The 25,997-nt window shown below is 73.4% G+C and carries 19 protein-coding genes; 12 read left to right on the top strand and 7 right to left on the bottom strand.

Going from position 1 to position 25,997, the window contains the following annotated elements:
- Positions 1 to 347: 347 nt before the first annotated feature.
- A complete protein-coding gene (locus tag FRAEUI1C_RS18905; protein WP_013424934.1) occupies positions 348 to 1,349 on the bottom strand; it encodes a PaaI family thioesterase in 1,002 nt (333 codons plus the stop codon).
- 194 nt (positions 1,350 to 1,543) lie between these two features.
- The gene (locus FRAEUI1C_RS18910; RefSeq protein ID WP_013424935.1) at positions 1,544 to 2,452 is read right to left on the bottom strand and encodes a DUF5995 family protein; all 909 of its coding nucleotides are present in this window, start codon (positions 2,450 to 2,452) and stop codon (positions 1,544 to 1,546) included.
- A gap of 620 nt (positions 2,453 to 3,072) precedes the next feature.
- Between FRAEUI1C_RS18910 and FRAEUI1C_RS18915 the strand changes: the two genes are divergently transcribed.
- The 4 genes from FRAEUI1C_RS18915 to FRAEUI1C_RS18930 all read left to right on the top strand — a co-directional run bounded on the left by FRAEUI1C_RS18915 (position 3,073) and on the right by FRAEUI1C_RS18930 (position 9,056).
- Complete coding sequence (locus FRAEUI1C_RS18915) at positions 3,073 to 5,379, top strand: PAS domain S-box protein (protein ID WP_198318599.1); 2,307 nt, start codon at positions 3,073 to 3,075, stop codon at positions 5,377 to 5,379.
- Positions 5,380 to 5,501: 122 nt separating this feature from the next.
- Complete coding sequence (locus tag FRAEUI1C_RS18920) at positions 5,502 to 6,512, top strand: alpha/beta hydrolase (RefSeq protein WP_013424937.1); 1,011 nt, start codon at positions 5,502 to 5,504, stop codon at positions 6,510 to 6,512.
- Between the two features lie 318 nt (positions 6,513 to 6,830).
- A complete protein-coding gene (locus FRAEUI1C_RS18925; RefSeq protein WP_013424938.1) occupies positions 6,831 to 7,460 on the top strand; it encodes a PadR family transcriptional regulator in 630 nt (209 codons plus the stop codon).
- Positions 7,461 to 7,811: 351 nt separating this feature from the next.
- Positions 7,812 to 9,056, top strand: coding sequence for an FAD-dependent monooxygenase (locus FRAEUI1C_RS18930; protein WP_013424939.1), 1,245 nt, complete (start codon positions 7,812 to 7,814; stop codon positions 9,054 to 9,056).
- A 14-nt stretch (positions 9,057 to 9,070) separates the two neighbouring features.
- On the opposite strand, the gene FRAEUI1C_RS36470 is transcribed toward FRAEUI1C_RS18930, so the two are convergent.
- Positions 9,071 to 10,168: a MarR family winged helix-turn-helix transcriptional regulator gene (locus FRAEUI1C_RS36470; RefSeq protein ID WP_013424940.1), complete on the bottom strand. Its 1,098-nt coding sequence runs from the start codon at positions 10,166 to 10,168 to the stop codon at positions 9,071 to 9,073.
- 193 nt (positions 10,169 to 10,361) lie between these two features.
- Here FRAEUI1C_RS36470 and FRAEUI1C_RS18940 point away from each other — a divergent pair, with 193 nt between their 5' ends.
- The 3 genes from FRAEUI1C_RS18940 to FRAEUI1C_RS18950 all read left to right on the top strand — a co-directional run bounded on the left by FRAEUI1C_RS18940 (position 10,362) and on the right by FRAEUI1C_RS18950 (position 12,873).
- Positions 10,362 to 11,321: a daunorubicin resistance protein DrrA family ABC transporter ATP-binding protein gene (locus FRAEUI1C_RS18940; protein ID WP_013424941.1), complete on the top strand. Its 960-nt coding sequence runs from the start codon at positions 10,362 to 10,364 to the stop codon at positions 11,319 to 11,321.
- A 107-nt stretch (positions 11,322 to 11,428) separates the two neighbouring features.
- Positions 11,429 to 12,193 carry an ABC transporter permease gene (locus FRAEUI1C_RS18945; protein ID WP_013424942.1) on the top strand — a complete coding sequence of 255 codons (765 nt, stop codon included), beginning with the start codon at positions 11,429 to 11,431 and terminating at the stop codon, positions 12,191 to 12,193.
- Between the two features lie 71 nt (positions 12,194 to 12,264).
- On the top strand, positions 12,265 to 12,873 hold the full coding sequence (locus tag FRAEUI1C_RS18950) for a class I SAM-dependent methyltransferase (protein ID WP_232425047.1): 609 nt from the start codon (positions 12,265 to 12,267) through the stop codon (positions 12,871 to 12,873).
- Positions 12,874 to 13,002: 129 nt separating this feature from the next.
- On the opposite strand, the gene FRAEUI1C_RS18955 is transcribed toward FRAEUI1C_RS18950, so the two are convergent.
- Complete coding sequence (locus FRAEUI1C_RS18955; protein WP_041261069.1) at positions 13,003 to 14,394, bottom strand: FAD-binding oxidoreductase; 1,392 nt, start codon at positions 14,392 to 14,394, stop codon at positions 13,003 to 13,005.
- A 175-nt stretch (positions 14,395 to 14,569) separates the two neighbouring features.
- Here FRAEUI1C_RS18955 and FRAEUI1C_RS36475 point away from each other — a divergent pair, with 175 nt between their 5' ends.
- Entirely contained in the window at positions 14,570 to 15,364 is a 795-nt protein-coding gene (locus FRAEUI1C_RS36475) for a VOC family protein (RefSeq protein ID WP_013424945.1), read from the top strand.
- 84 nt (positions 15,365 to 15,448) lie between these two features.
- Here the strand turns inward: FRAEUI1C_RS36475 and FRAEUI1C_RS18965 are convergent, their stop codons facing one another.
- From FRAEUI1C_RS18965 to FRAEUI1C_RS18975, 3 genes are all read right to left on the bottom strand, one after another.
- The gene (locus FRAEUI1C_RS18965) at positions 15,449 to 16,546 is read right to left on the bottom strand and encodes an aromatic ring-hydroxylating oxygenase subunit alpha (protein WP_232425048.1); all 1,098 of its coding nucleotides are present in this window, start codon (positions 16,544 to 16,546) and stop codon (positions 15,449 to 15,451) included.
- A 607-nt stretch (positions 16,547 to 17,153) separates the two neighbouring features.
- A complete protein-coding gene (locus FRAEUI1C_RS18970) occupies positions 17,154 to 18,902 on the bottom strand; it encodes a thiamine pyrophosphate-dependent enzyme (protein WP_013424947.1) in 1,749 nt (582 codons plus the stop codon).
- Positions 18,903 to 18,996: 94 nt separating this feature from the next.
- Positions 18,997 to 19,860: a PASTA domain-containing protein gene (locus tag FRAEUI1C_RS18975; RefSeq protein WP_013424948.1), complete on the bottom strand. Its 864-nt coding sequence runs from the start codon at positions 19,858 to 19,860 to the stop codon at positions 18,997 to 18,999.
- Between the two features lie 598 nt (positions 19,861 to 20,458).
- Here FRAEUI1C_RS18975 and phnD point away from each other — a divergent pair.
- The 4 genes from phnD to FRAEUI1C_RS18995 all read left to right on the top strand — a co-directional run bounded on the left by phnD (position 20,459) and on the right by FRAEUI1C_RS18995 (position 25,975).
- A complete protein-coding gene (phnD, locus tag FRAEUI1C_RS18980) occupies positions 20,459 to 21,439 on the top strand; it encodes a phosphate/phosphite/phosphonate ABC transporter substrate-binding protein (protein WP_013424949.1) in 981 nt (326 codons plus the stop codon).
- A 35-nt stretch (positions 21,440 to 21,474) separates the two neighbouring features.
- Positions 21,475 to 22,362: a phosphonate ABC transporter ATP-binding protein gene (phnC, locus tag FRAEUI1C_RS18985; RefSeq protein ID WP_013424950.1), complete on the top strand. Its 888-nt coding sequence runs from the start codon at positions 21,475 to 21,477 to the stop codon at positions 22,360 to 22,362.
- Positions 22,359 to 24,107: a PhnE/PtxC family ABC transporter permease gene (locus tag FRAEUI1C_RS18990; protein ID WP_013424951.1), complete on the top strand. Its 1,749-nt coding sequence runs from the start codon at positions 22,359 to 22,361 to the stop codon at positions 24,105 to 24,107. The genes phnC and FRAEUI1C_RS18990 overlap by 4 nt, the downstream gene beginning before the upstream one ends.
- Before the next feature lie 299 nt (positions 24,108 to 24,406).
- A complete protein-coding gene (locus FRAEUI1C_RS18995; protein ID WP_198318600.1) occupies positions 24,407 to 25,975 on the top strand; it encodes an APC family permease in 1,569 nt (522 codons plus the stop codon).
- Positions 25,976 to 25,997 lie beyond the last annotated feature (22 nt).

The following is a 25,997-nucleotide window of genomic DNA, read 5'->3' on the forward strand; positions in this document are numbered from 1 at the left end:
CGGCCCGCCAGGGCATCGGCCACCGGAGCTACGGGCCCCCGGGCCGGCGGCCGACCGAGATGGCTGGTCCCAGCCCTGCCCGAGGCTCGGCCGGATGTCGCACAGACGACCGCGCGGGCCCGGAACCAGGCCGTCCGGCCGGCCGTTGGGCGAAGTGCGAGCTGCCCGACCCCCTGTCCCGGGCCGGTCCCCCGGGTCCTCCCTCCCGGAGAAAGACCCTCGGCCCGCCGCCGCGACTCCCCCACCGTGGCGGCGGGCCGGGCTTTCGGGGCCGAACGCTCGCCGCGCCCGTCAGGTCGCGCGGTACCCGTCGGCGGTGCCGACCCGGTCGCGCGGGAGCCGCGGGCTCAGCGTCCCTGGTCCGGCCGGGCCGCGCGGGTGATCGTCGCCACCGTGTACGGCTTGCCGGCGGGCCCATGGGACGTGACCCGGTAGACGGACAGGGCGCGGCCGCGGTGGACCACGCTCGCCGTGAAGATCACCGGAGCGGTCAGCACCGCCGGGCGCAGCAGGTTCATCCGCACCGATGTGGAGTAGTCCGCCGCCGGCGAAGACGTCAGCGCACCGGCCAGCGCCGCCGCGGCGAGATCCGAGCAGGTCAGCAGCAGGCCACCGTGCATCGTGCCGCTCGCGTTGCCGAAGGCCTCGACCGGCGGCACCGCCAGACTGGCCACCGACGCCTGGAGCACGGCGACGGCGGCCCCCGCCGAACCGTTGGGCCGGGCGGCGAGCGGCGGGGCCTCGGCGCTCGGCCTGGGCGCCGGGATCGGGGAGACCGCGTGCTGGCGAGCGATCTCCGCGTCGGCCGTCAGATCGGGGTCGAAGGTGAGCGCCCCCGCCAGGTCGGCGACCCCGAGGACCTCCAGCAGGTCGCGGTGGTCGGCGGGCGTCACCCGTGGCGGCGGGTCCAGCTCGAGCGCGGCGGCGGCGGCGTGCATGCCCTCGGCCGGGACGAACCGGCTGCGCCCGGTGCCGATGGCCACCAGCTGCCCGTCGCCCGCCCGGATCTCGGCCCGGGACACCCCGTCGGCCGGGCCGACCCCGGCCACCCGCGAGGTCGCCAGCAGCTCGGGACCCGACCAGGGCGGTGGGACGATGATGTCCAGGGCCAGCTCGGTGGTGACCGAGTGGGTGCCGGCGGGGCGGTGGTTGTGCACCTCGACGCCGACCGCGTCGTCGAGGATCACTCCGAGCGACCCGGCGGTCGGCACGCCGTCCGGCCCGTTCATCCAGGGGCCGACGAGCATCGACACCCGCAGGCCGTCGCCCCGGATCGTGGGGCCCACCCGCATCCTGGTCTCCGGGAACTCCCTCGCTTCCGGGTGCTCCCTGGCCGCCGCGCGCGCCACGCCGTGCCTCCCCGCCCACCCCGGCCCGCGCCGATCGCCCGGGACTCCCAGTCGATCATGCCCCGAGTTCCGCCGAACCGGCCGGCCTTGTGCCCAACGACTCACCTGACCAGCCCGAATCTCCCCACGGCTGGCCTCGGCCGACGGGTGGCCTCGGCGGGCCGGCCGGGCGCGCCCCACCCGGCCGGTGGCGCTCAGCCGTGGTGCGTGGCGCAGTAGCGGTCCCGGGACGCGGCCAGGCCGGCGTTCAGCAGTGGCGGGTAGCCGAAGGTCGTCTGGACGGAGCGGGCCAGGACCACGGACTCGGTCTCGATGCTCGCCGCGACCGCGGACCGGGCGGCCGGGGTCCGCGCGTCGACGAGGCGCTGCGCATTGAGCCAGGCGTTCTCCCGCCAGCCGACGATGATGGCCATGAACGCGTCATAGGTGATGCCGAACGGGCTCTTCAGGTCGTTGACCGTGGGGTCGAACCTGGCCGCCTCCTCGTCGAGCAGCGAGGTGACGATCATGTTCAGGAAGACGTTGACCTTCTCGTGGTCGGAATGGCGGCTGGTGCCGTCCGGGGCGACCAGGCCGAGCCCGGCGAGGATGTAGGGCAGGTCCCTGTTGATGTGGGCGTTCATCCCCAGCAGGATGTCGCCGAGGCCCGACATGGTCCTGTCCCGCGCGGCACCGAAGGCGATCTGCCAGGCCTGTGGCACGGCCGCCGGGTCGCCGGCATTCCAGTGGTCATACGCGCTGAAGAAGTACGCGGCGAAGAACGCGTCCTCGACGTTGACGAAACGCGGGTCCTGGAAGAAGCCCGGCTCGGCGGCGACGGTCTGGTACTCCTGGGTGGTCCGCAGGTAGGCGAGCGCGAACGGCGCCAGGTGGTCGCAGGCGGCGGCCCGCGCGTCGAGGATCGCGCTCATCCGGCCGATGGTGACCGGGACGCAGTCGTCGCTGCCCGCCAGGCAGTCCTCGACCTGGTCGGGCGTGTACCAGGGTGCCAGGGACGGCTGGTAGTCCGCCAGGCCGGTGAGCGGCACCGGGCCGTCCGCCCGGGCCGGCGAGGCGGCGAACGTCACCGTCGCCGCCACGGTGACGCCGAGAACGAAAGCCATCGACGTGGCGGCGGGCCGCCGCGCCGGTGCCCGGTGCCTGCCCACACTGCGTATTTGCCTGTTCGAATCCCCCATTGCGCCACCCTAGGACCGCGCCGGGCCGATTCACGCCTACGGCGCGGAAGGACAACGCGAGGCCACGTCCGCGCAGGTCGGCCGGCTTTCCCGCGACCGGGAGACCCGGCCCTCCCATTCCTCGCGGACCGTCCGTCGAATACCCTCGGCCGGCCCTCGGTGTGAGGCCTTGGCCGCGCGTGGCGAACCCGGGAGGCGCCGTGAACGCGTCACGTCACCGGCGACGGCACGCCGGGAATGACGCGGCCGCGGAATTGTCCGCGTTACCCATGACCAACTGGCAGGTTTTCGACGCGGGATATCGCGGGACCTGCGCGCCAAGGCGGGCCGCGCCCGGGACAAGCCTTCCCAGACGCGGCCCCAAGGTGCGAACCGGGTACGCGCGGGCACGGATCCGTCCAGCGTCGTGACGACGCACACGGCGAGCGCGTACGGTGTCGAAACGGTATCGAGCCGCGCACCGTTCTGCGCAGGCGTTCCGGGCGGGTCCGCGCGCGGTCTCGCCGGCGCCGGTCGATGCCAGAGGAGGCGGGGACGGCGTGGGCATGACGGACGCGGTGGGACCCGGTTCCGGGCGGGCGGACCCAGGCGCCGCTCACCGGGGCGACGGGACGGACGCGAACGGCCACCCGCCCGCGCGCGACGCCGCCGGGCCTGGCCACCCGACCGGCCCCGGTCCGGACCAGGACGGCACCGGCCCCCTCCCGACCGCCGGGTTCGGCGCCTGGCGCGCCGCGTTCGCCGAGCGCAGCGACGGCCCGGCGAGCCCCGACGACCACCCGGGCGCCGGCTCGCCCGCCGCGCCGTCCGGCCCGGTCCCGCTCGGCTACACCCCGCCCGCCGCCCTCCCGCCCGCGCCCCGGCCCGCGGCCGGTTTCGCCCCGCTCGGCTACACCCCGCCCGCCCAGGGCCCGGTGAGCAACGGTCTCGCCGGCCAGCTGGTCGGCGCCCCGCTCACCCGGCCACCCCAGAACGGCACCGGGCGCTCTCCGAGCCCGCCGGACGACGACGCCACGCGAGCGGACTTCCCGCCGCCGCGCCAGCTTCCGGCCGCGCCGGCCAGCCCCGGCGTGCCGCCCGTGGCGTCGACCTCGCTGGCGACGGCGGCACTGAGCCCGGTGCGCCTGGCGCCCCCCGCCTCGCGCCCGCCGGCCAACCAGCCGGACCCGCCCGTCGACCCCACCGGGCCGCTGTCCGTCGGGCTCGCCGCGCTCGACCTGCTCGACACGCTCGCCGAGGTCGTCTTCCGCACCGACGCCGAGGGCCGCTGGACGTACCTGAACCCGGCCTGGACCCGGCTCACCGGGTTCGACATCGACGCCAGCCTCGGGAACCGGTTCATCGACTACGTCCACCCCGAGGAGCTCGAGCACACCATCGCCCTGTTCATGGCGGTAGTCGTCGGCGGCGCGGACCACTGCCACCACGAGACCCGGTACCGCACCGCCGACGGCTACCGGCGGGTCCAGATCCGGGCCAAGGTGCTGCGCGACGACGCGGGCGAGGTCGTCGGCAACATCGGCACGATCATCGACGTCACCGAGTCCCGGTTCGGCGCGGAGATGGCCACCGAGCAGGGCGCGCTGCTGGAGCTGATCCCGACCGGCGGCCGGATCGACGACCTCCCGGTCGGGATCGTCATCTACGACCCCGACGACACGGTGCGCCGTGCCTCCCGGGTGGTCGACCGGCTCGCCGGTGCCCGCACGCAGGTCGGCGACGCGCTGGACGCGCTCACCGCCCACGTCCGCCCCGCGGTGGTCGGCGGCCCCGCGCTGGACGGCCCGTGGGGCCTGGTCGCCACCGCCCGGCGCACCCAGACCGCCCAGATCGGCGACTTCGACGTGCTGTCCGGCGCCGGCGCGGCCGCCGTCGCCGAGACCGGGGCCGCCGGCCGGCCCGAGGAGGCGCGCGCCGCGCTCGGGCCGCGCCGCTCGCTGCGGGCCACCGTCATCCCGATCGAGGAGAACGGCGAGACCCGGGTCGCCGTCATGCTCTCCGACGTCACCGACCTGCGCCGCGCCGAGCGCCAGCAGGCGGCGCTCGCCTACCTAGGCCAGCGGGCGCTGACGACCCTGGACGTGCCGGCGCTGCTGCGCGAGGCCGTCGAGCTGGTCGCGACCACTCTCGGGGTCGAGCGCTGCGACCTGATCGAGTGCGTCGAGATGGCGTCGGCCCGCGGCCAGACCCGCCGGCCCACGTTCGACGGCGCGGGCGGCGTCGTGGTCGCCCGCCCCGGCCCGGACGGCGGCGACGTCGAGGAGGGCAAGTCCAGCGGCGGCGTCTACGCGCACGTGCGGACCTGCTACGGCCGTCACGGTGGCGCCTGGGCCGCCGGCGCGGTCTCGGCGGCGGCCGACTCGTTCGTGTCGCAGGTGCTGTCGTCCTGCCAGCCGCTCGTCATCGACGACCTGCCGGGCCGCGCCGACCTCAGGCTGGAGGGCTGGCTGCAGGGCGACGGCGCGGTGGCGACCGTGGGCGCGCCGATCGGCGTCGGCAGCCGGGCGTTCGGCGTCCTGACCGCGCACAGCCACACCCACCGCCGGTTCACCCGCGACGAGGCGCACTTCGTCCAGTCGGTCGCCAACGTCGTCGCCGCGGCCGTCGAGCTCGCGCAGATGCAGGAGGACCGGGCCCGCCTCGCCGTCTTCGAGGACCGCGACCGGATCGCGTGCGAGCTGCACGACCTGGTCATCCAGCGGCTGTTCTCGGTCGGCCTGCGGCTGCAGTCGCTGGTGCGGCAGGTGCCCGAGCCGGGCGCGGTCCGGATGTCGACCGCGATCTCCGATCTCGACGAGACCATCGACGAGGTCCGCCGCACCATCTTCGACCTCCGCCCGCCGCACGCGTAGCCGTCGGGGTGGCCCGGCCCGAGCCGGGCCGTACGGCGGTCAGCCGAGTCGAACGGACACCCGGAACCAGGTGGTCGAGCATCGGATGTCCGTTGTGGCGCTACCGGGGCCGGACGAGGATGATGCACGCTGTGACAATCTGGGCGAGCCAGGAGCTGCGTGAGTCCTCGCGGCGATTCGGGCGGGCGACGCCCGGACGCGGCCATCGACCTGCGGCTGTCGGGCTGATCGCGGCGCTCGTCGCGCTCGCCGTCGCTGGCTGCCAGCCCACGACGCTGGTCGGATTCAACGGCTCACGGGTGGCGCTGTACGAGGACCGGGACGTGGCGTATGCGTCGGTTTCGCCCGCGCAGCGGCTGGACCTCTACCGGCCGCTACACCCGGACGGCAAGCTGCCGGTCGTCGTCCTCATCCACGGCGGCGGCTTCATCGGCGGCGACAAGTCGGACCTCGACGACACGGCGGCGTCGCTCGTCACGCACGGATATGCGGTCGCCAACGTGAACTACCGACTCGTGCCCGAGGGAGTCTTCCCGGCGCCCGTCGTCGACGTCAAGGCGGCGATCCGCTGGCTGCGCGCCAACGCTGCCGGCTACGACCTCGACCCTGCCAGGTTCGGCGCGCTCGGCGAGTCCGCCGGCGCCTACCTCGCCGAGATGGTCGGTACCTGGGGCCACGTGGCGTCGCCCGACGACGCGGCATTGGGGAACATCAACGTCCCGAGCACGGTCAGGGCCGTCGTCGACCTCTTTGGCCCGGTCGACTTCACGGCGATCGATGGTCAGCTGCGAGCGGACGGATGTCCGGCCAGCGCCCTGACCCACGACAGCCCGAGCGGCTACGAGTCGAGGCTGCTGGGCCACCAGATCACCACGGTTCCCGGTCTCGTGTGGCTGGCCAACCCGCTGACCTATGTCGGTTCCGGTCAAGTGCCTCCGCCGTTCGACATCGAACACGGCCAGGCCGACTGCACGGTCCCGTATCAGCAGTCCGAGGAGCTTGCGAACGGGCTGCGCGCCGCCGGCGGCCAGGTCGACCTGACCGTCGTGCCGGGCGCTGGGCACGGCGCGAGCTACCCGCGGGGTGACCGATTCCCGGCCATCGTCGCCTTCCTCGACAGGTACGTACGCTGACCGACCTGGCCCAGGGCCTCCACCGGCCCGGCTGTTCCGTCTGGTAGCCCAAGATCAATACTGGCCCGCGCGGGATGTCCTGTCGGGGAGTCGTACCGAATCTGGTCCGCGAGCCTCGATAGCGACAACCCGCCGGCCAGGTCGCCATGACGCAACCATGCGCGACGAGACGGACACCGGCCGCGGCCCCCGCTTCCGCCGGGGCCCAAAGTGGTTGACAACGATTAGTCAGGACTGGATAGTTACTACTGACGGATCGTGGCGCGGGCGCCGACAAGGCAGGATGGGAGGTGACAAGGGTGTCGGAGGGAGAACGGGTTGGCCGCGCGGCGCAAGGTCGGCAACCTGCTGGGGCTGGCGGTCCTGGCCTACCTGAGCCGCGCCCCGATGCACCCGTACGAGCTCAGCCGGACCCTGCGCGACCACGGCGACGACCGCAGCATCAAGTTCAACCACGGCTCGCTGTACATGGTCGTTCAGCAGCTGGCCAAGGCCGGCTTCATCACCGAGCTGGCGACGACGCGCGAGGGCCAGCGTCCCGAGCGGACCGTCTACGCCATCACGCCCGCCGGGCGCGACGAGCTGCACGACTGGCTGCGGGAGCTGGTCGCCCGGCCGGAGCACGAGTACCCGAGCTTCGTCTCCGCGCTGTCGCTGGTCGGCGCGCTGCACCCGGACGACGTTGTCGAGCAGCTGCGCGCGCGGCTGACCGGCCTCGCCGCGCGGCGGGCCGAGATCCAGAAGATGATCGACGACTCGCTCGCCGAAGGGGTTCCCGAGCTCTTCCTGATCGAGGAGGAGTTCCGGGCCGCCCAGCTCGACACCGAGGCCGCCTTCGTCGAGCGCCTGATCACCCGGATCGCCGACCCGGACGTCGGCTGGGGCCCGGCCTGGGCCGCGTTCCACACGGCCCTCGCGGCGGAGACGCCGGCCCAGCCGAACGCCTGACAACCATTCCGTGCTCTAGAACCCTTCGCTTGCTCTAGAACCCCCCGGCGTCAGAACCCTCTGCCAGCCTGAGAATCCTCAGCCGGCCTGAGGCCGCTGCGCCGTCGCGCCGCGAAGTTGACGCCCACCTCGGACTGCCGGGTACCCCGCGATCGGCCAGGCTTTCGCCTGCCGCCGACCCGGCGTAGCCGCCACGAGCCGGTCACCCGGCTGACCACCATCACCCACTTTCAGGGACGGCGACTCCCTGGGCCGTGCCTTGCCCTGCTCACAACCGGGCGACGGTGCCCGCCGAGAGGGGTCCGCCGGCCTGCCCCCGCTCGCTCTGCTGCTGTGAAAGGCGGATTCACCATGTCCACAATCAGGAGCGCCATCGTCGTCGGCGGTGGGATCGCCGGGCCGGTGGCCGCGCTCGCCCTCGGCCAGGCCGGCATCGAGGCCACCGTCTACGAGGCGTACGACACGACCGCCGACGGCGTCGGCGGCACGCTGAGCATCGCGCCGAACGGCCTGGACGCCCTGGCCGCGGTCGGCCTGGGCGGCATCGTCGAGGAGCTCGGCTCCCCGATCACCTCGATGGTGATGCGCAACGGCAAGGGCCGCCGGCTGGCCACCCTCGGCTCGCCCGCCGGCCTGCCTGCCCAGCGGCTGCTGTGGCGCCCCGACCTCTACCGGGCGCTGCGGGACGCGACCGCCAGCCGCGGTGTCCGCGTCGAGTACGGCCGGCGGCTGACCGCCGTCGACCAGGACGCGGACGGTGTCACGGCCGTGTTCGCCGACGGCACCACGGCCCGCGCCGACGTCCTCGTCGGCGCGGACGGCATCCGGTCCCGGGTTCGGTCACTGCTCGACCCGGCGGCGCCCGCGCCCCGGTACGTCGGCCTGCTCGGCTTCGGCGCGCGGCTCGGTCCCGGCCCGGTCGACGCCAGCCGGATCGGGACGACCGGGTCCGAGATGCACTTCGTCTTCGGCCGGCGGGCCTTCTTCGGCTATGTGCTCGACGAGGACGGCTCGGGCGGCTGGTTCGCCAACCTGCCGCGGGCGGCGTCGACGACGGCGGCCGAGGCGCGCGCCACCGAACCCGCCGGCTGGCTGAGGCTGCTGCGCGAGACGTTCGCCGGCGACGGGCTGCGGATGGACGACCTGATCGCCCGGACCGACCCGGCGGACCTGATCTGCGTCGGCGGCATGGAGGACCTGCCGACCGTCCCGGTGTGGCACCGCGGCCGGGCGGTCCTCGTCGGCGACGCCGCGCACGCCACGTCGCCCAGCTCCGGGCAGGGCGCGTCGCTCGCCCTGGAGAGCGCCGTCGAGCTCGCCCGCTGCCTGCGCGACCTGCCCTACCAGGAGGCGTTCGCGGGCTACGAGAACCTGCGCCGCGCCCGCGTCGAGAAGATCATCAAGATGGGTGAGCGCACCAACAGCGACAAGGCCGCGGGGCCGGTGGCCCGGGTGCTGCGCGACCTGATGATGCCGGTCGCGATGAGGCTCATGAACCCCGAGTCGTTCTCGTGGCCGATGCGCCACCACATCGACTGGGACGCCCCGGTCGACGGCGCCGCGGTGACCGTCCAGGCCCCGGCCAGGGCCGGGTGACCCGGCCGGCGCGGCTACGACAGCGTCGCGATCTCGAGGTGGCTCACCCCGCCGGTCAGGGCGAACTCGTAGCCGGCCGAGTCCTGGCCGATGGTCTGGGTCAGGGAGCCGATCGGACCCTGCCGGTGGCCGTCGACGACGACGTCGCTCGCGCCGCCGCGAATCCGCAGGCTGACGGACACGCCGGCGGGACGTTCGAGGCGCAGCGACTTCGCGCCGCCGGTCAGCGAGACCCGGGCGCCGCGGGCGGGCGGGCCGAGGCGCAGCCTCAGGTCGTTGGCGCCACCGGTCAGCGAGAACGACCGCGTGGTGGCGCCGGCGAGGTCGACGGCGAGGTGCTGGGCGCCGCCGCGGACGTCGACGGCCCAGGCGACCCGTGGGTTGAGGGTGAGCGTCGAGGCTCCCGCGCCGGCCCGCCAGAGCGTCCGGCCGCGCCGGCCGAACTGGACGCGTACCTCGGTCTCGTCCGGGCGCACGAGGACCTCGCTCGTCGGGGCCGCGCCGGCGAAGTCGCCCTGGTAGAGGCTGTCGGCGGGGAAGTCCTTACCGCCGGCCACGACTCGCAGCTGCCTCAGCCCGCCGGCGAGATGCAGCCGGGCCTGGGTGGCCGTGCCCAGCGGCGCCCCCAGGGTCACCGGGGTGGCGCCGACCCCCGGATCGTCGCGCAGGGTGTCGGTCTGGTCGCGCAGCATCTCGGTGGTCGCGACCAGGAACCGGGCGACGGTCGCCTGCTCGGCGGGGCTGAACTTCGCCTGGATGGCGGCCGCGGCCTCGGTCATCGGCCCGAACATGACGTCGAGCGCGGCGAGGCGCTCGGCGACGGCCGTCACGACGACCCGGCGCCGGTCGCCGGGATCGGGCAGCCGGGTGACGTAGCCACGCCGCTCCAGGCCGTCGAGCACCCGGGTGATCGCGCCGGTCGTCAGGTGGGTCGCCACGGCGAGCTGCCCGGCCACCCGGGGGTTGGAGCGCACGATCGCCAGCACCGCGAGCTCGGTCGGCGTGAGCCGCGCCCGCAGCCCGGCCGCCGACTGGAACAGCTGCGCGGCGGACACCAGCTCCCGCAGCAGCGCCTCCAGGTCGACGTCGGCGTCCCGCGTCTGCCGCTCCATCACCGTTACCTCCCTGCCGGACCGGGTGCCGACGCCGTCCGGTCCCACCCGGTCGGGCCAGTGCGATCCGGGCACGCCGCGCGGACGCGGCGAAACCGGGCCTTGACACCGTGACCAACGCTATCTCACTATCGCATTGCCTTACTCACTCAGACAAGTTCCATGCAGGAAAACGATCCGAAACGGACGCCACATGATCACAACCCAGGCGCTGCGCCGGGAGTTCCGCCGGTCCCGGCGCGCCGACCCGGTCGTCGCCGTCGACGGCATCGACCTGGTCGTCGACCGTGGCGAGGTCTTCGGCCTGCTCGGCCCGAACGGCGCCGGGAAGTCGACCACCATGCGGATGCTGACCACCCTGCTGCCGCCGACCTCGGGCACGGCCCTCGTCGCCGGCCACGACGTGGCGAAGGAACGGGCCGCGGTGCGCCGCCGGATCGGGTTCGTCGCGCAGGGCGGCGGCACCGACTCGGCCGAGACCGCCCGCGCGGAGCTGGTCATGCAGGGCCGGGTGTTCGGCATGTCCAAGACCGACGCACTGACCAGGGCCGACGACCTGCTCGCCCGGTTCAGCCTCACAGACGCGGCCGACCGGCGCCTCGGCACCTGGTCGGGCGGCATGCGCCGCCGCCTCGACATCGCCGTCGGGCTGGTCAACTCACCCGAGCTGCTGCTGCTCGACGAGCCCACGACCGGGCTGGACCCGGCGAGCCGAGCCGAGGTGTGGGCCGAGCTGCGGGCCGTCCGCGAGGCCGGGACCACGATCCTGCTCACGACCCACTACCTGGAGGAGGCCGACGAGCTCTGCGACCGGGTCGCGATCATCCACCAGGGCAAGGTCGCGCGGACCGGGCCACCGGACGAGCTGAAGAGCCAGGTCGCCGGCGACGGCATCGTCGTCACGCTGCCCCCCGGCGGCCCCGAGGCGGTCAGCCCGACCGTCCGCGAGCAGCCCTGGTGCCGCGACGTCGAGGCCGTCGACGACAGGACCCTGCGGGTGTACGTCGAGGACGGCTCCCGCGCCGTCACCGACCTGCTGCGCCTGCTCGACGGCCTGTCGACCCCGGTCCTCACGCTCACGCTGACCCGGCCGAGCCTCGACGACGTCTTCCTGACCGCCACCGGCCACCCGCTCGCCGCCGCCGGCGTCTGACCAGCGCGGACCGGTCTCACCGCCGGGTCACGGCCGCCCACCCGGGTGGCCACCCCGGCCCGCCCACGTTCGCTCGACTTCCTGACTCCTCGACTGGGAGCCCCTCCATGCGTTTCTTCTCCGACGTCCGGCTCACCTACGCCCGCGCCGTGCGCGCGGTGCTGCGGGAACCGAGCTGGATCATCATCGGGCTCGCGCAGCCGCTGTTCTACCTCTACCTGTTCGGCCCGCTGCTGAAGAACGGCGGCGTCACGCGCGGCCTGCCGGCCGGGACCAGCAGCTGGGACGTGTTCGTGCCCGGCCTGCTGGTCCAGCTCGTCCTGTTCAACTGCGCGTTCAACGGGTTCGCCCTGCTGTCCGAGATGCGGGCCGGGGTGCTGGAACGGCTCTCGGTGACGCCGATCAGCCGGCTGGCGCTGCTGCTCGGCCGCGCGCTGCGCGACGCCACCCTGGTCGTCATCCAGGGCGCGATCCTCGTCGGCCTGGCCGTGCCGCTCGGGCTGCACCTGCACGCGGGCCTCGTCGTCGCCGCCGTCGTGCTGATGGCGCTCGGCGTCGGCCTGTCCTGCCTGGGTTACGGCCTCGCGCTGGTGCTGCGCAGCGAGGACGCGCTGGCCCCGGTCATCCAGGGCTTCTCGCTGCCGCTGCTGCTGCTGTCCGGGATCTTCCTGCCGCTGTCGTTCGCCCCGACCTGGCTGGACGACACGGCCGACGCCAACCCGCTGCGCCACACCACCGACGCGGTCCGGGCCCTGATGCTCGGCCACGGCCGGTCCTGGGTCGGGATCGTGGTCACCTGCGCGTTCGCCGTGCTCCTCGTGATCTTCGGGACCCGCCGCTTCCACAACACCGAGGACCTGCGCATCACCTGATCTGGGCGGATTTCGCGGCCACCCCGCCGGACCGGTCCCCCGACCGGCCCGGCGCCGGCAGAATGCGACCCATGAGCGAGGCGGCACCGGTGAGCCAGTTCCACTTCGACCCCGAGACCTACCTGGCGATGGTGCTCAGCGAGGTGCCCGACTACGAACGGCTCCAGGACGAGGTCGCGGCGGCCAGCGCCGGCCGGGCCGTGGCGCGCGCGCTCGACCTGGGCGCGGGCACCGGCGAGACGAGCCGGCGCGTCCTCGCCGCCCACCCGGCCGCGGCCCTGGTCGCCCTCGACGAGAGCGACGGCATGCTGGCCGCCGCCCGCGAGCACCTGCCGGCCGACCGGGTCGACTTCGTCGTCGGCCGCCTGGAGGACCCCCTGCCCACCGGCCCGTTCGACCTGGTCGTGTCCGCGCTGGCCGTCCACCACCTCGACGGCCCCGGCAAGCAGGAGCTGTTCGCCCGGGTCGCCGGCGTGCTCGCCCCCGGCGGCCGCTTCGTCCTCGCGGACGTGGTCGTCCCCGACGACCCGGCCGACGTCGTCACTCCCGTCGACGACGAGTACGACCAGCCCAGCCGCCTCCCCGACCAGCTCGCCTGGCTCCGCCAGGCCGGCCTCTCCCCCACCGTGACCTGGCACCACCTGGACCTGGCCGTCCTCACCGCCGACCACCCGGCCTGAGACAGCGGACGGCCACCTCCGAAGACTCCTTGATCGCCGTTTCGGCCCTCCGGTGGTCGTACGCGGGCCTGATTCGCAGCCACCAGAGGGCTGAAACGGGGATCAAGGCGACGGGGCCGGCCGTGGCGGTCACGGGTAGTGGCGCGGTTGGGGGGTGTTCGACGGTGGGAGGGCGGCGCCGGGGTTGAGGATGTTCAACGGGTCCAGGGCGTTCTTGACGCGCCAGCTCAGGTCCAGGACGTCGGGGCCGAGCTGGTCGGACAGCCAGGGCAGCTTGAGGCGCCCGACGCCGTGTTCACCGGTGATCGTGCCGTCGAGGCGCAGCGCGAGGGCCATGATCTCTCCGAACGCCAGGTCCGCGCGCCGCGCCATCTCCGCGTCGGTCGGGTCGACGACGATCAGCGGGTGGGTGTTGCCGTCACCCGCGTGCGCGACCATGGCGATCGTGACGTCACGAGCGGCCGCGATCGCCTCGACTCCGGCGACGAGCTCGGGGAGGCGAGGGAGCGCGACCCCTACGTCCTCGAGCAGGAGCGTGCCCAAGGGCTCCAGCGCGGTGATCACCGCGCGCCTGGCGGCGACGAAGGCCTCGCCCTCGTCCGGGTCGTCGGTCGCGACGACCTCGGTGGCTCCGGCCTTCTCGCAGGCCTCGACCATGACGCGCAGCTCGTCCGCGCCGGACTGATGCTGGGCGTCGGTCCGGGCGACGACCAGCGCGGCCGCGGACCGGTCCAGTCCCATCCGGAACAGGTCCTCGACCGCGTTGATCGAGGTCCGGTCCATGAGCTCCAGCATCGCGGGCCGCAGCTGGGCGGTGATCGCGAGGATGGCGGCGGTCGCGGCGGCCATCGTGGGGAAGGTCGCGACCAGGGTGCAGGTCGGCGGTTGCGCGGGAAGCAGCCGCAAGGTCGCCTCGGTGACGATCCCGAGGCTTCCCTCGCTGCCGACGAACAGCTTCGTCAGCGACAGCCCGGCGACATCCTTCAGCCGGGCGCCGCCGAGCCGGACCGCCGCGCCATCGGCCAGGACGACCTCGAGGCCCAGGACGTAGTCCGTCGTCACCCCGTACTTCACGCAGCACAGACCACCGGCGTTCGTCGCCACGTTGCCGCCGATCGAGCAGATCTCGAACGACGACGGGTCGGGCGGGTACCACAGCCCGTGCGTCGCCGCCGCGGCCTTGACCTCGACGTTCAGCGCCCCTGGCTGGGCTACCGCGACCCTCGTCACCGGGTCGACGTGAACGGACCGCATCCGCTCCAGCGACAGCACGATCCCACCGTCGACAGCGGTCGCCCCGCCGGACAGGCCGGTGCCGGCGCCGCGCGCGACCACCGGCACCCGGTGCCGCGCGGCCCAGCGGACCGCGGCCTGGACCTGCTCGGTCGTCTCGGCGCGCACCGCCGCGAGCGGGGTTCCCGCGTTCGGGTCGGCCGCCCGGTCGCGCCGGTACTTCTCCAGCAGCTCCGGCTCGGTCGCGACGACCCCCGCCGGCAGCGCCCCCACCAGTTCCGCCAGCATCTCGTGCACGCCGCCTCCACCGCCCGCCTCGCCACATTCCACCCGGCGACCCACCGTAGGCCGAGTTCGACGGCCTATGCAGACGATCCGCCGCCCGGTAGCCCGGGGTTGGGCGACGGAGCTGGCTCCGGGACACTCTTGCCGGGGGGCCTGATCAGTGTGGAGAGGGCATGGGATGAGCGGCGAGACGAGGTCCGGTCCGGGAAGTCCGGTCGGCTACCTGTGGATTCCGGCGACCGACCTGGCCGCGGCGGCCGCGTTCTACCGGGACGTGTTCGGCTGGAGGGTCGACGAGCCGGGCCCGGGCGCCGGCGCGGTCGGCTTCCAGGCACCGGGCCTGATTGGCCAGCTCACCACCGATCTGCCGGTCGGACCGGGCGGGCCGCTGCCGTGGCTGATGGCCGACGGCCTCTACCGGACGCTGGGTCTGGTCGAGGCGCGCGGCGGCCGGGTGCTCGGCCGGCCACGGCTGCAGGGAGGCGTCCGCTACCTCGTCCAGGTCACCGACCCGGCCGGCAACCGGCTGGGCATCGCGGTGCCGGCCGGCCCGGCTCGGCCGCAGCCGCTGGTCGTCGCGGGGGACGTCGAGGCGTCCAGCCGGTGGTACCAGGAGCTGCTCGGGCTGCGTTCCGACCACGGCGGCCCCGACTACGAGCGGCTCGTCACGGCCGATGGCGCTCTCGTCCTGCAGCTGCACCGCCGGGAGGTCGAGCACGGCCACGGCCAGCTCGCCGATCCGGACGTGCCGGTCGGCAACGGCGCCGTGGTGTGGTTCGGCGAGTACGCCGACTTCGACGGCGCGGTCGAACGGGCCGGCCGGCTCGGCGCGACCGTCGTCCACCCGCCGATGCGCAACCCACCCAGTGGCCAGGGCAACGGGCCCGGGCACCGGGAGATCTGGCTGAAGGACCCCGACGGCTACACGGTCGTGATCGCCAGCCCCGACGGCGAGGACTTCGAGCCGAGCTAGGGCCGGGCCAGCGCCCACGCGGACCCCGAACGGAACGCCGACGCCCCCGGCCGCTGGGCCGGGGGCGTCGGGACGCAGGAGCGGTCAGTGCGCGGCGACCGCGCCCAGGACCTCGTCCATGCAGGCGTGCCGGTGGTGCAGACCGGGCTCGTTGCGGCCGAACGTGAGGTTCGGCCGCGCGCCGGACTCCATGTTGGCCTGGACCTTGGCGGCCAGGGGGTAGTCCTCGTCACGGACGCTGGAGTGCGCGTACTCGAAGATGTCGTCCGCGCCCTTGCGCCCGGCCTCGTCCGAGACGTCCAGCGTCGTCGCGTTCTGGTGCACGGTGATCGAGTGGCCGGCCTTCTCGCCCGGGTAGACGCGGAAGATCTCACCGTTGATGAAGGTCACCGACATCACGATGTTCGGGAAGATCGCGTAGATCACCACGAAGTTGTGCAGCGGCTCCCACTCGCTCTCCGGCTTGTCCGCGAGCTCGGTGATGTTCTGCAGCGGGAAGATCAGCCGGTGGTGCGGGCCGTAGGTGTCGAACAGCGCGCAGTTGCTGCGGGCCAGCAGCGCGAAGGTGTTCTGGTGCACCGAGGCGAAGTGGTAGTTCTCGCCGAACGTGTCGAGCGCGAGCTTCCAGTTGGCCGGCGCGTCGAGCACCTTCTCGCCGACCGAGTTCCAGTCGCCGATGCCCCAGGACGCGAGCTCGGGGCCGAGGTCGCCGAGGTGGGACGCGATGTCCAGCGGCCCGCCGTCCGGGTCGAGGCCGACCCAGAGGAAGCCGGCGTGCTCGGCGGCGGGCAGCTCGGTCAGCCCGGCACCCTTCATGGCGGTCGGGAAGCCGTCGCGGCCCGGGGCGCTGACCAGCGCGCCCACCTTGTTGTAGCTCCAGGCGTGGTACGGGCAGGTGAACCGCTCGGCGACACCGCAGCCCTCGGCGACCTTGGCCTGCCGGTGCGCGCAGACGTTCTGGAAGGCGCGGACGGCGCCGTCGTCGTCGCGGGTCAGCAGCACCGCGACGTCCATCACCTGCTTCGTGGTGTAACTGCCGGGCTCGGGCAGCTCGGAGCGGTAGCCGACGAGCTGCGGGGCGCGGCGGACATACTCGCGCTCGCGCTCGAACAGCTCCTGGCTGGTGTAGATAGCCGCCGGCACGATGCGCTCGCTGGGCATCATGTCGGTCGTCTTGTCCATCGAGATCTTGAGCGCTCGCCGCGTGATGTCGATGAGCTCGTTGCGGTCGATCGGAGGCCTCCCTGGCGCGGCGGTGCTGGCGTTCTGTCAGCAAGCGAGCGGACAAGGCCGCCGGCGCCGCCGGCGAGCCTGACTGGGCCTTGGCTGGCGTGTACCCGGCGTCAGCACGCTTGACTCGGCAACGCCCTTGTGTCGGCGGCGTCCCGCGGCGGCCTCTTTGCCCCCCTACGACCTACCTTAACGTGCTGCCAGAAGCCCCGATTGACCCCATTGGGGTCCGCTCGCCGACACCTTCGGCCATGTCCGTTAGGTCCGATGGCCCAGGTCGGCGCGAACCCCAGCGGCCGCAGGCCTCCAGGCCCCGGAGGCCGGGCACGGGCGGCCGGGTGGACGGGAGCGGCGGCCGCCGCCGTGACGTGCGCCGCACGACCGCGGGCCGCCGCGACTTCAGCGCGACGGGGCTGGCCGCCGGCGCCCGTCGGGCAACGAAAAACCGGCTGTCCGGCGCGGTACGGGGGGAGCCGCGCCGGCGCAGCCGGCATTGGGTTCTATGATGGCCGATCGCCCGCGAAATGTCGATTGGTTGGCCAGTTTTTGTCCACTTGACCTACTCGCCGGTAGCGCCCCCGGGTCCTGGGCCGGTGTCGTCGCCGGGCCGGGCCGGGGCGGCGACGGGGGTGAGGTAAGTCCACGGCGTGACCGCCGGGTCCAGCGGCATCGGGACGTGGACGACCGTCGGGCGGCCGGTGGCCAGCGCCCCCGCGACCGCGTCGCGCAGGCCGTCGGGGCTCTCAGCCCGCACGCCGTCGGCGCCGAACGCCTGGGCCAGCGCGACGAAGTCCGGGTTGCGCAGCACGGAGCCGACCTCCCGGCCGAACAGCCGGTCCTGGTCGGCCTTGACGTTGCCGTAGGCGCCGTTGTCGAAGACGACGGTGACGACGCCCAGCCCGTGCTGGACGGCGGTGGCGAGCTCCGCCGCCCCGAACAGGAAGCCGCCGTCGCCGGTCACCGAGACCACCGCCCGGTCCCGGTGCGCGGCCTTCACCCCGAGCGCGGTCGGGAAGCCGAAGCCCAGCGTGCCCTGGTGACCGGCCGTGACGAAGTGGCGCGGCGCGTAGACCGGGAAGGCGAACAGCGAGGCGAAGCCGACCTGGGAGATCTCCTCGACGAAGTAGCCGTCCTCGGGCAGCGCGGCCCGGATCGCGGCCAGGTAGTCGGCGTGCGGGCGCAGCCGGCTCGCGACGTCGGCACGGAACCCTTCCTTGACCGCCGCGAACCGCCTCGCCCGGGAGGCCCGTGGCGCGGGCGGCGCCGGCTCCCCGGCCGCCCGCTCCCCCGGGTCGGCCCCGCGCGGGGCCTGGCCTCCCGCGTTCCGGTCCCGCAGGAGGCCCACGAGGGCGGCCGCCGCGTCGCGGGCGTCGGCGGTGACGGCCACCGCCGGGGCGCGCCAGACGTGCTGGCGCGGGTCGATGTCGATACTCACCAGGCGCGGGCCCGGGGTCCGCTCGGGCCAGCGGAACCAGGTCAGCTCGCCACGGGTGCCGAGCATCAGCAGCACGTCGGTGTCGGCCCACCGCGCGAAACCGGCGGCGCCGGTGAAGGCGTACGGGTCGTCGTCGCGCAGCACCCCGCGGCCGCCGCGCTGCGCCACCACCGGCGCCCCGAGCAGCTCGGCGAGCGCCCGGACCTCGGCGCCGGCGTGCCGGGCGCCGCCCCCGATCATGATCATCGGGTCGCGTGCCGCGGCCAGCAGGTCCGCTGCGGCGCGCACGGCGGGCTCGTCGACGGGTGGCGGCGGGTCCGGCGGCCGGACCCGCGGCGCGGGAACCTCGGCCGCCATGCCGAGGACGTCCCAGGGGGCCTGCAGCACCACCGGGCCGGGCCGCCCCGACACCGCCCGGGCGAACGCCTCGGCGAGCAGGGCCGGTGCCTGCGCCGGGTGGCGGATCGCCTCGGCCCATTTCACGAACGAGCGCACGGTCGCCAGCTGGTCGGGCATCTCGTGCAGATGGCCCATGCCTCTGCCTGCGTAGGCGGTCGGCACGTCCGAGGTCAGGCAGACGACGGGGGTCCCGGTGCCGGCCGCGGTCAGCAGGCCGGCGGCGGCGTTGAGGATGCCCGGGCCCGGGACGACGGTGCACACGCCCGTCCGCCCGCTGGACTGCGCGTAGCCGAGGGCCATGTACGCGCAGGCCTGCTCGTGGCGGGCGCCGACCAGCGCGATCTCGGCCGACCGCTCGCCCAGCGCGTCGAACAGCGCATAGGTCTGCACCCCTGGCAGCCCGAACACGGTGTCCACGCCATGGGCGAGCAGCCCGTCGACCAGCGCCTGCCCGGTCGTGCGCCGCTCGCCCATGCCGTCACCGTAACCGTCAGGTCACCAGAACCGCCTGGCGCGAACCGGTCTGGGCCCGGCCCTCGCGGTGGCGGGGCGAGCCACGATCAGGCCGTCACTCGGCCGCCGCGGCGACGGCGTCACCGGTGCCGGGCTCCAGGCGCAGCGCACGGGCGGGCGGGGCCGCAGGGAACGGCCGGCGCGGCTCCCGGACGCCGGCGGAACCGCCGCCGGCGCGGACCCACAGGCGGACCGTCGCTCCGGCGTCGACGCGGGCGCCGGCCTCCGGGGCCTGGCTGGAGACCACCGCGCCCGGCTCCGGCGTGATCGCGACCAGCGGCGCACCGGGCCCGTCGCCGAGGCCGACCGCGACGCCCACGAACCCTGACTCCGCGAGCTTCCGGCGGGCCTCGTCGATCGGCAGGGTGACGACGTTCGGCACGATCGACGTCCGGTACCGCCGGCCTCGGCGCTTCGTGCCGGACCCGGGCGGGTCCTCGCCGGCAGCGTCGGACGGCAGCGGTCGCGGGCCGCCGAACGCCTCGGCCGCGTCGTCCCGCAGGGACCGCTCGGCGAGTTCGCGGGCCCGCCTGGCGATCTCGGCCCTGGCCGCGTCGTTCAGCACGGCCGTCTCGACGTCGTCGCCCGGCGCCGGTGTCCGCTCCGGCAGGTCCTCGTCCAGGTCGCGCCATCGTTCCCAGGCGGACTGGCGGGTGACGCCGAGCCGGGTCGCGATCTCGGCCCAGGAGCGTCGGTGGCCGCGGGCGGTCCGCACCGCCGTCAGCTCCGCCTGGTCCAGCAGCCGGCGCAGCGTCCCGACGTCGCTGAGCGCGTCCAGCGCCGCGTTCCCGAGGTCGGCGTCCCCGGCGCGACCGCGCCGGTCGCGCCAGCGCTCCAGCCGCTCCCAGGCCCGGCGGCCCTCGGGCCACGGCCCGTCCTTGTCCCCCGCGGCGTCCCCCGCGGCCCAGCCCCTGGCCATCCAGACCACCCCTGTCCGAGCGCCCCGCGTCCCGAACGCTCCCGCCGGAACGCTTCCTTCTGTCAGGATAGCCTGACGGCGCCCGAACTGCGACATACGCGGATACCAGGGGCGCAGACAGGTGGCTGACCTCGTCACGCCGACGGGCGCCCACTGCCGATGACCTGCCGGACATCCGGGCGACATCTACTCGGAAATGGCCGTGGTGCGGTCACCGTTCCGCCGCATGGTCAACGCCGCCGGTTCACCGAGCGTTCAGGCGTGCCCGCGATGGTCTTGGTTCGTGAACGAACGCCGGTCCGGGTGGGGGGCCGCCGCAGCGGGTGACCGGGCGACACGGCCGGCGGGGCTCCCGCCGACGAACGCCGCCGTGAGGACGCCCGGCCGCGTGCCGCCCGGCGCGAACTGGGGGCCTTAGAGCCCACGGCCCGGGCCGTGGCGACGCCGCCCGGCTCTCCGCCCCGTACCGCTTCGTCCCAGCACTGCCTGCTCGCCCTGCCCGGCCGACCAGCCCGGCCACCTTGACCAGCCCGCCACCAGCGGGCCGGCGCCACCTGACCCAAAACCCACTAAACCGGTTCCTGAGGGGGAAATCGAAGTGATCAGAAGGCTCCGTACCTCGGCGATGATCGCCGGTGTCGCCGCGCTGTCGCTCGCGGCTGTCGCCGCCTGTGGCTCGTCCGACGGCGGCAGCACCACGGCCGCCAGCTCCTCCAGCCCCGCCGAGACGGGCACCTTCGCCGACAGCCCGGGGACGATCGTCTTCGCGACCGTGCCCGACCAGGCCGGTTCGGACTCGAACTGGAAGCCGCTCGAGGAGTACATCGCCAAGCAGACCGGCTACAAGGTCAAGTTCTTCCCGACCAGCGACTACACCGCGCTCATCGCCGCCGCGGTCGCCGGCAAGGTCGACGTCGCCGCGTTCTCGGGCCTGACCTACGTCAACGCCACCAACAAGGGCGCGAAGCAGCAGGTCGTCTCGGCCGTCATCGCCTCGGCCGGCCTGACCGACCCGGGCTACTACTCGGAGGCCATCGTCCCCAAGGGCTCGGACATCACCTCGGTGGCCGGCTTCAAGGGCAAGACGGTCTGCTTCGTCTCGAAGAGCTCGACCTCGGGCTTCCTGTTCCCGATGCTCGCGCTCAACAAGGCCGGCATCAACATCGAGGCCTCGGGCGCGGACGCCAGCGGCAACCCGACCTTCGCCGACTTCAAGGCGTCCTTCGCCGGTGCTCACGACAAGTCGGTCCAAGCCGTCGCGTCGAAGCAGTGTGACGCGGGCTTCGCCGAGGACTCCGAGGCCGAGGCCGCCGCGAAGGACGGCTCCGTCACCGTCCTGGACAAGCAGTACGTCCCCGGTGGGCCGATCACCATCTCGACCGCGCTGCCCAAGAGCGTCCAGGCCAAGCTCACCTCCGCCCTGAGCAGCGTCACGCTTGACCAGATCTCGGCCGCGGGCATCACCGTCACCGACGGCTTCAAGAGCAGCTTCCAGGCCGCGAAGCCCGAGACCGACGCCTACTACGACACGATCCGCAGCATCTGCACCAAGGTCACCGCCGCGAAGTGCGCCAAGTAGCCGAAACCAGCCCCGAGAAAAGTAGGTAGCGGGACATGAACAGCGCGGCGGCCTCCCCGGTCATCTCTGTCAGTGGCGTCACCAAGAAGTTCGGCGCCACGCAAGCACTCCACGACGTCAACCTGACCGTGGAACCCGGGGAGGTCGTCGTGCTGCTCGGGCTTTCCGGCTCGGGCAAGTCGACCCTGCTCCGGCATCTCGACGGCCTGGAGTTCCCCACCTCGGGCACGGTCGAGGTCCTGGGCAGCAACGTTCCCAAGCTGCGGCCCAAGGCCCTGCGCGCGCTGCGCGGGCGGGTCGGCATGATCTTCCAGCAGTTCGAGCTGGTGCCGTCCCTGACGGTGCTGGAGAACGTGCTGACCGGCGCGCTCTCACGCCTGACCGGCCCACGCCTCGGGATCTGGGCGTACCCCAAGAGCTTCCGGCTCGCCGCGCTGAACCACCTGGACCGCGTCGGCCTGCTGGAGAAGGCCTATCAGCGGGCCGACCAGCTCTCCGGCGGCCAGCAGCAGCGCGTGGCGATCGCCCGGGCGCTGATGCAGAATCCCGAGGTCCTCCTCGCGGACGAGCCCGTCGCGAGCCTCGACCCCGAGTCCAGCGGCCAGATCATGCGGCTGATCCGCGAGATCGCCGCCGACGACGGCCTGACCGTCGTGTGCAGCCTGCACCAGGTCGACCTCGCGCTGGACTGGGGCGACCGGATCGTCGGGCTGCGCCGGGGTGAGGTCGTCCTGGACACCCCGACCGAGGGCCTCGGCAAGGCCCAGGTGATGGAGATCTACGGCCGGGTGACCACGTCGACCGCCGAGCTGAACGCGATAGAGCGCGAGCTGACCGGGGTGCCGATCGAGGTGCCCACGCAGGAGGACGGCACCGCCGAGGCCGCGGACACCTCCGTGCCCGTTCAGGACGGCACGGTATGACCACGATCGAGGCGCCGCGGGCGGCGGGCCCAGGGCCTGGGCCGGGGTCCGGCGTCACGGAGCGGGCGCCCCGCCGTCCGGTCCCGGTCGCCAAGATCTCCGGTGGCGTCCTCATCGTCGCGATGCTCGGCTTCTCGGTCTACTCCCTGACCACGCTCGACTTCTCGTGGCACAACATCGTGTCGAGCGCCCGGAACGCCACGAAGGTGTTCCACCAGATGGACCCGCTCAGCATCCCGGGCCCGAAGGACCTGTTCTACCTGATCGGGCTCACGCTGGGCATCGTTCTGCTCGGGACGCTGATCGCCGCTCTCATCTCCGTCCCGGTGGCGTGGATCGCGGCCGAGAACACGACTCCGGCCCCCTGGCTGCGCCCGGTCGGCCGGGCGATCGGCGTCGTGACCCGCGCGATCCCCGACGTCGTCATCGCGCTCGCGCTCTCGCTGATCTTCGTCCTCGGCAGCCCGCTGCCCGGCATCGTCGCGATCGGCATCCACTCGATCGGCATGATCTCCAAGCTGTTCGCCGACGCGATCGAGCAGAGCGACGACGGCCCGCGTCTCGCCATCCGCGCGGCCGGCGGGTCGCGGGCGCAGGAGTTCTGGTCCGGCGTCTTCCCGCAGGTGCTGCCGTCGTGGATCGCGACCGTTCTGCATCGTTTCGACATCAACCTTCGCGGCTCGGCCATCCTCGGGTACGCCGGGGTGGGCGGCCTCGGCTACGCGATGAGCATCGCCTTCGAGGACTTCCCGCAGGGATACGGCCGCGGCCTCGGCATCGCGCTCGTCATCTTCGTGCTCTGCGTCGTCCTGGAGATCATCTCGTCGACGATCCGCCGCAGCCTGCTTGGCATCCAGCCCGTCGGCAACAGCCTCGGTGACCGCATCGGGCGGGCCCGGGCCAGGAACCGCCCCGCGCCCGAGCCGACGGCCAGCAGTCAGGTCATCGCCGCCAGCGTCGAGTCGATGACGAAGCGACCGTGGACCCGGGACCGGGTCCGCAACACGAGCTGGCTGCTCGCGGCGCTCGCGCTCGCCGTCGGCAGCTACTTCATGGCGCACGTCAACTTCGGCGACATCACCTGGAGCTACGTCCGCCCGACGCTCAAGAGCTTCTGGCCGCCGAACTTCGGCAACCACGACTTCAGCGAGTTCGCGAACGCGCTGCTCATCACCATCGAGGTGGCGTTCAGCGCCGCCGTCCTCTCGCTCGTCTTCGCGCTGGTCTTCGGCTCCCTCGCCGCCCGCAACGTCGCTCCGAACGGGCACGTGCGCAGCGCCTTCCGGGTGCTTCTCGTGATCTTCCGCGGGGTGCCCGAACTGGTGCTCGCGATCTTCCTGATCATGGTCACCGGCCTCGGCAACCAGGCGGGGGTCGTCGCGCTGGCGTTCGGCGGGGTCGGCCTGCTCGGCAAGCTCATCGCCGACTCGTTCGAGGAGGTGCCGGCCGGGCCGGAGCGCGCGCTCACCGCGGCGGGCGCGACCAGGGGCCAGCGCTACCTCGCGGCGACCTGGACGCAGGGTCTGCCGTCGTTGATCAGCAACTCGCTGTACCTGGTCGACACCAACATCCGGGCGGCGACGATTCTCGGCATCGTCGGCGGCAGCGGCGTCGGCTTCTACCTGACGAACGCCTCGCCCGTGCTGAAGCTGCACGGCCAGGTGACGACCCTCGTGATCATGGTGTTCGTCACCGTGCTCGTCGTCGAGGGCATCGCCACCTGGCTGCGGCGGGTCTTCCGCTGACCGGCGGCGCGGCCGGGCGAGACGCCCGACCGCGCCTAGCGACCACTCCCGATCCGCCCGGCGGCTCGCCCCAGCCGCCGGGCACTGCCGTCTGTCCGGCCGCCGCCGCCACCGCCCAGCCCGGCCGGCGCGCGGCGCCGGATGGACGCCCCCACCGGCCGATGCGCCGGGAATTTACGTACGCGCAGGTCTGGCGACTGGAAGTTAACGCCGCCGATCCGGGAATGCGACACGTCCGCTCCATGATCCTTCCAATACCTGTCATCTGACAGGTATCCTTGATCATGGGAGGTGACGTGGTGAGCACGTCGGAGGTCGTCGCACCCGGCGACATCATCGGCCAGCTCGGCTACAAGCAGGAGCTCCATCGCGGTGTCGGGACCTTCGCGTCCTTCGCCGCGGGCTTCTCCTTCGTCTCGATTCTCACCACCGTCGTCCAGCTGTTCGGGCTGGGCTTCGGCATCGGCGGGGCGTCGTTCTTCTGGACCTGGCCGATGGTGTTCGCCGGCCAGCTGCTCGTCGCGCTGTGCTTCTCCGAGCTCGCGGCCCGCTGGCCGATCTCGGGCGCCATCTTCCAGTGGTCCAGCCGCCTCGGCGGCACGACGGCCGGCTGGTTCATCGGCTGGACGATGATCATCGGCCAGATCCTCACGGTCGCCGCGGCGGCGATCGCCCTGCAGGCGGCGCTGCCGGAGATCTGGTCGGGCTTCCAGATCGTCGGCGGCTCGCACGCCGACCCGACGCTCGTCTCGACCACCGGCGCGCAGAACGCCGTCCTGCTCGGCTGCCTGCTGCTCGTCGTCACCACGATCGTCAACATCCTGGGCATCCGGGAGACCGCGCGGGCGTCGAGCATCGGCGTGATCTGCGAGATCATCGGCGTCGCCGTCCTCGTCATTGCGCTGTTCTGCCTGCCCAAGCGCGGGCCGGAGATCCTCGTCCACAACACCGGCTGGCCGGGTGGCGGGCACTACCTGCCGGCCTTCCTCGCCTCGTCGCTGATGGCCGCGTACGTCATGGTCGGCTTCGACTCGGCCGGTGAGCTGTCCGAGGAGACGCTCAGCCCGCGCAAGACCACCCCGAAGACGATCCTGCGGGCACTGGTCACCTCCGGCATCGGCGGCGCGCTGCTGATCATCTCGGCCCTGATGGCGGCGGCCAGCGTGGACGACGGCAAGCTCGCCTCCGGCGGCCTGGCCTACGTGCTGACCGACCGGCTGGGCAGCGTGCTCGGCCGGCTGCTGCTGTGCTTCATCGCCGTCGCCGTGTTCGCCTGCACGCTGGCCTGCCAGACCTCCGGGGCCCGGATGATGTACTCCATGGCCAGGGAGGGCGCGCTGCCGTTCCACAAGTACCTCGGCAAGGTCTCGCCGCGCACCGGCACGCCGATCATCACCTCGATCGTCGTCGGCGTGCTGGCCGCCGCGGCGCTGCTGGTCAACATCAACCAGTCGGCCATCTTCCTGGCGCTGTCCAGCCTCTGCATCGGGATGCTCTACCTGGCGTACCTGGGCGTGACCCTGCCGCTGCTGGTCGTGCGGATCAGGCACCGCAAGACCGACGGCTTCCCTGGCGGCGTGGACGAGGACGGCAAGCCGCTGTTCTCGATGGGCCGCTGGGGCATCCCGCTGAACGCGATCGCGGTGCTCTACCAGGCCGGGATGGCGGTCAACCTGATCTGGCCGCGCGCGGAGATCTACGACCTCGGCGGCAAGGGCTGGTGGCTGCGCTGGAGCGCGCTGCTGTTCATCGGCATCGTGCTGGCGATCGGCGGGGCCTACTTCGCCGCCCGCCGCCTGCACACCAAGATCGACCTTCCGCACGTGCCGCACACCGCCACCCCGGAGGCCCTGCCAGAGGCCGCCTAGGACCCGCACCTGACCACGCGGG

The sequence above is a fragment of the Pseudofrankia inefficax genome (assembly GCF_000166135.1).
In the GTDB taxonomy this organism is placed as follows: domain Bacteria; phylum Actinomycetota; class Actinomycetes; order Frankiales; family Frankiaceae; genus Pseudofrankia; species Pseudofrankia inefficax.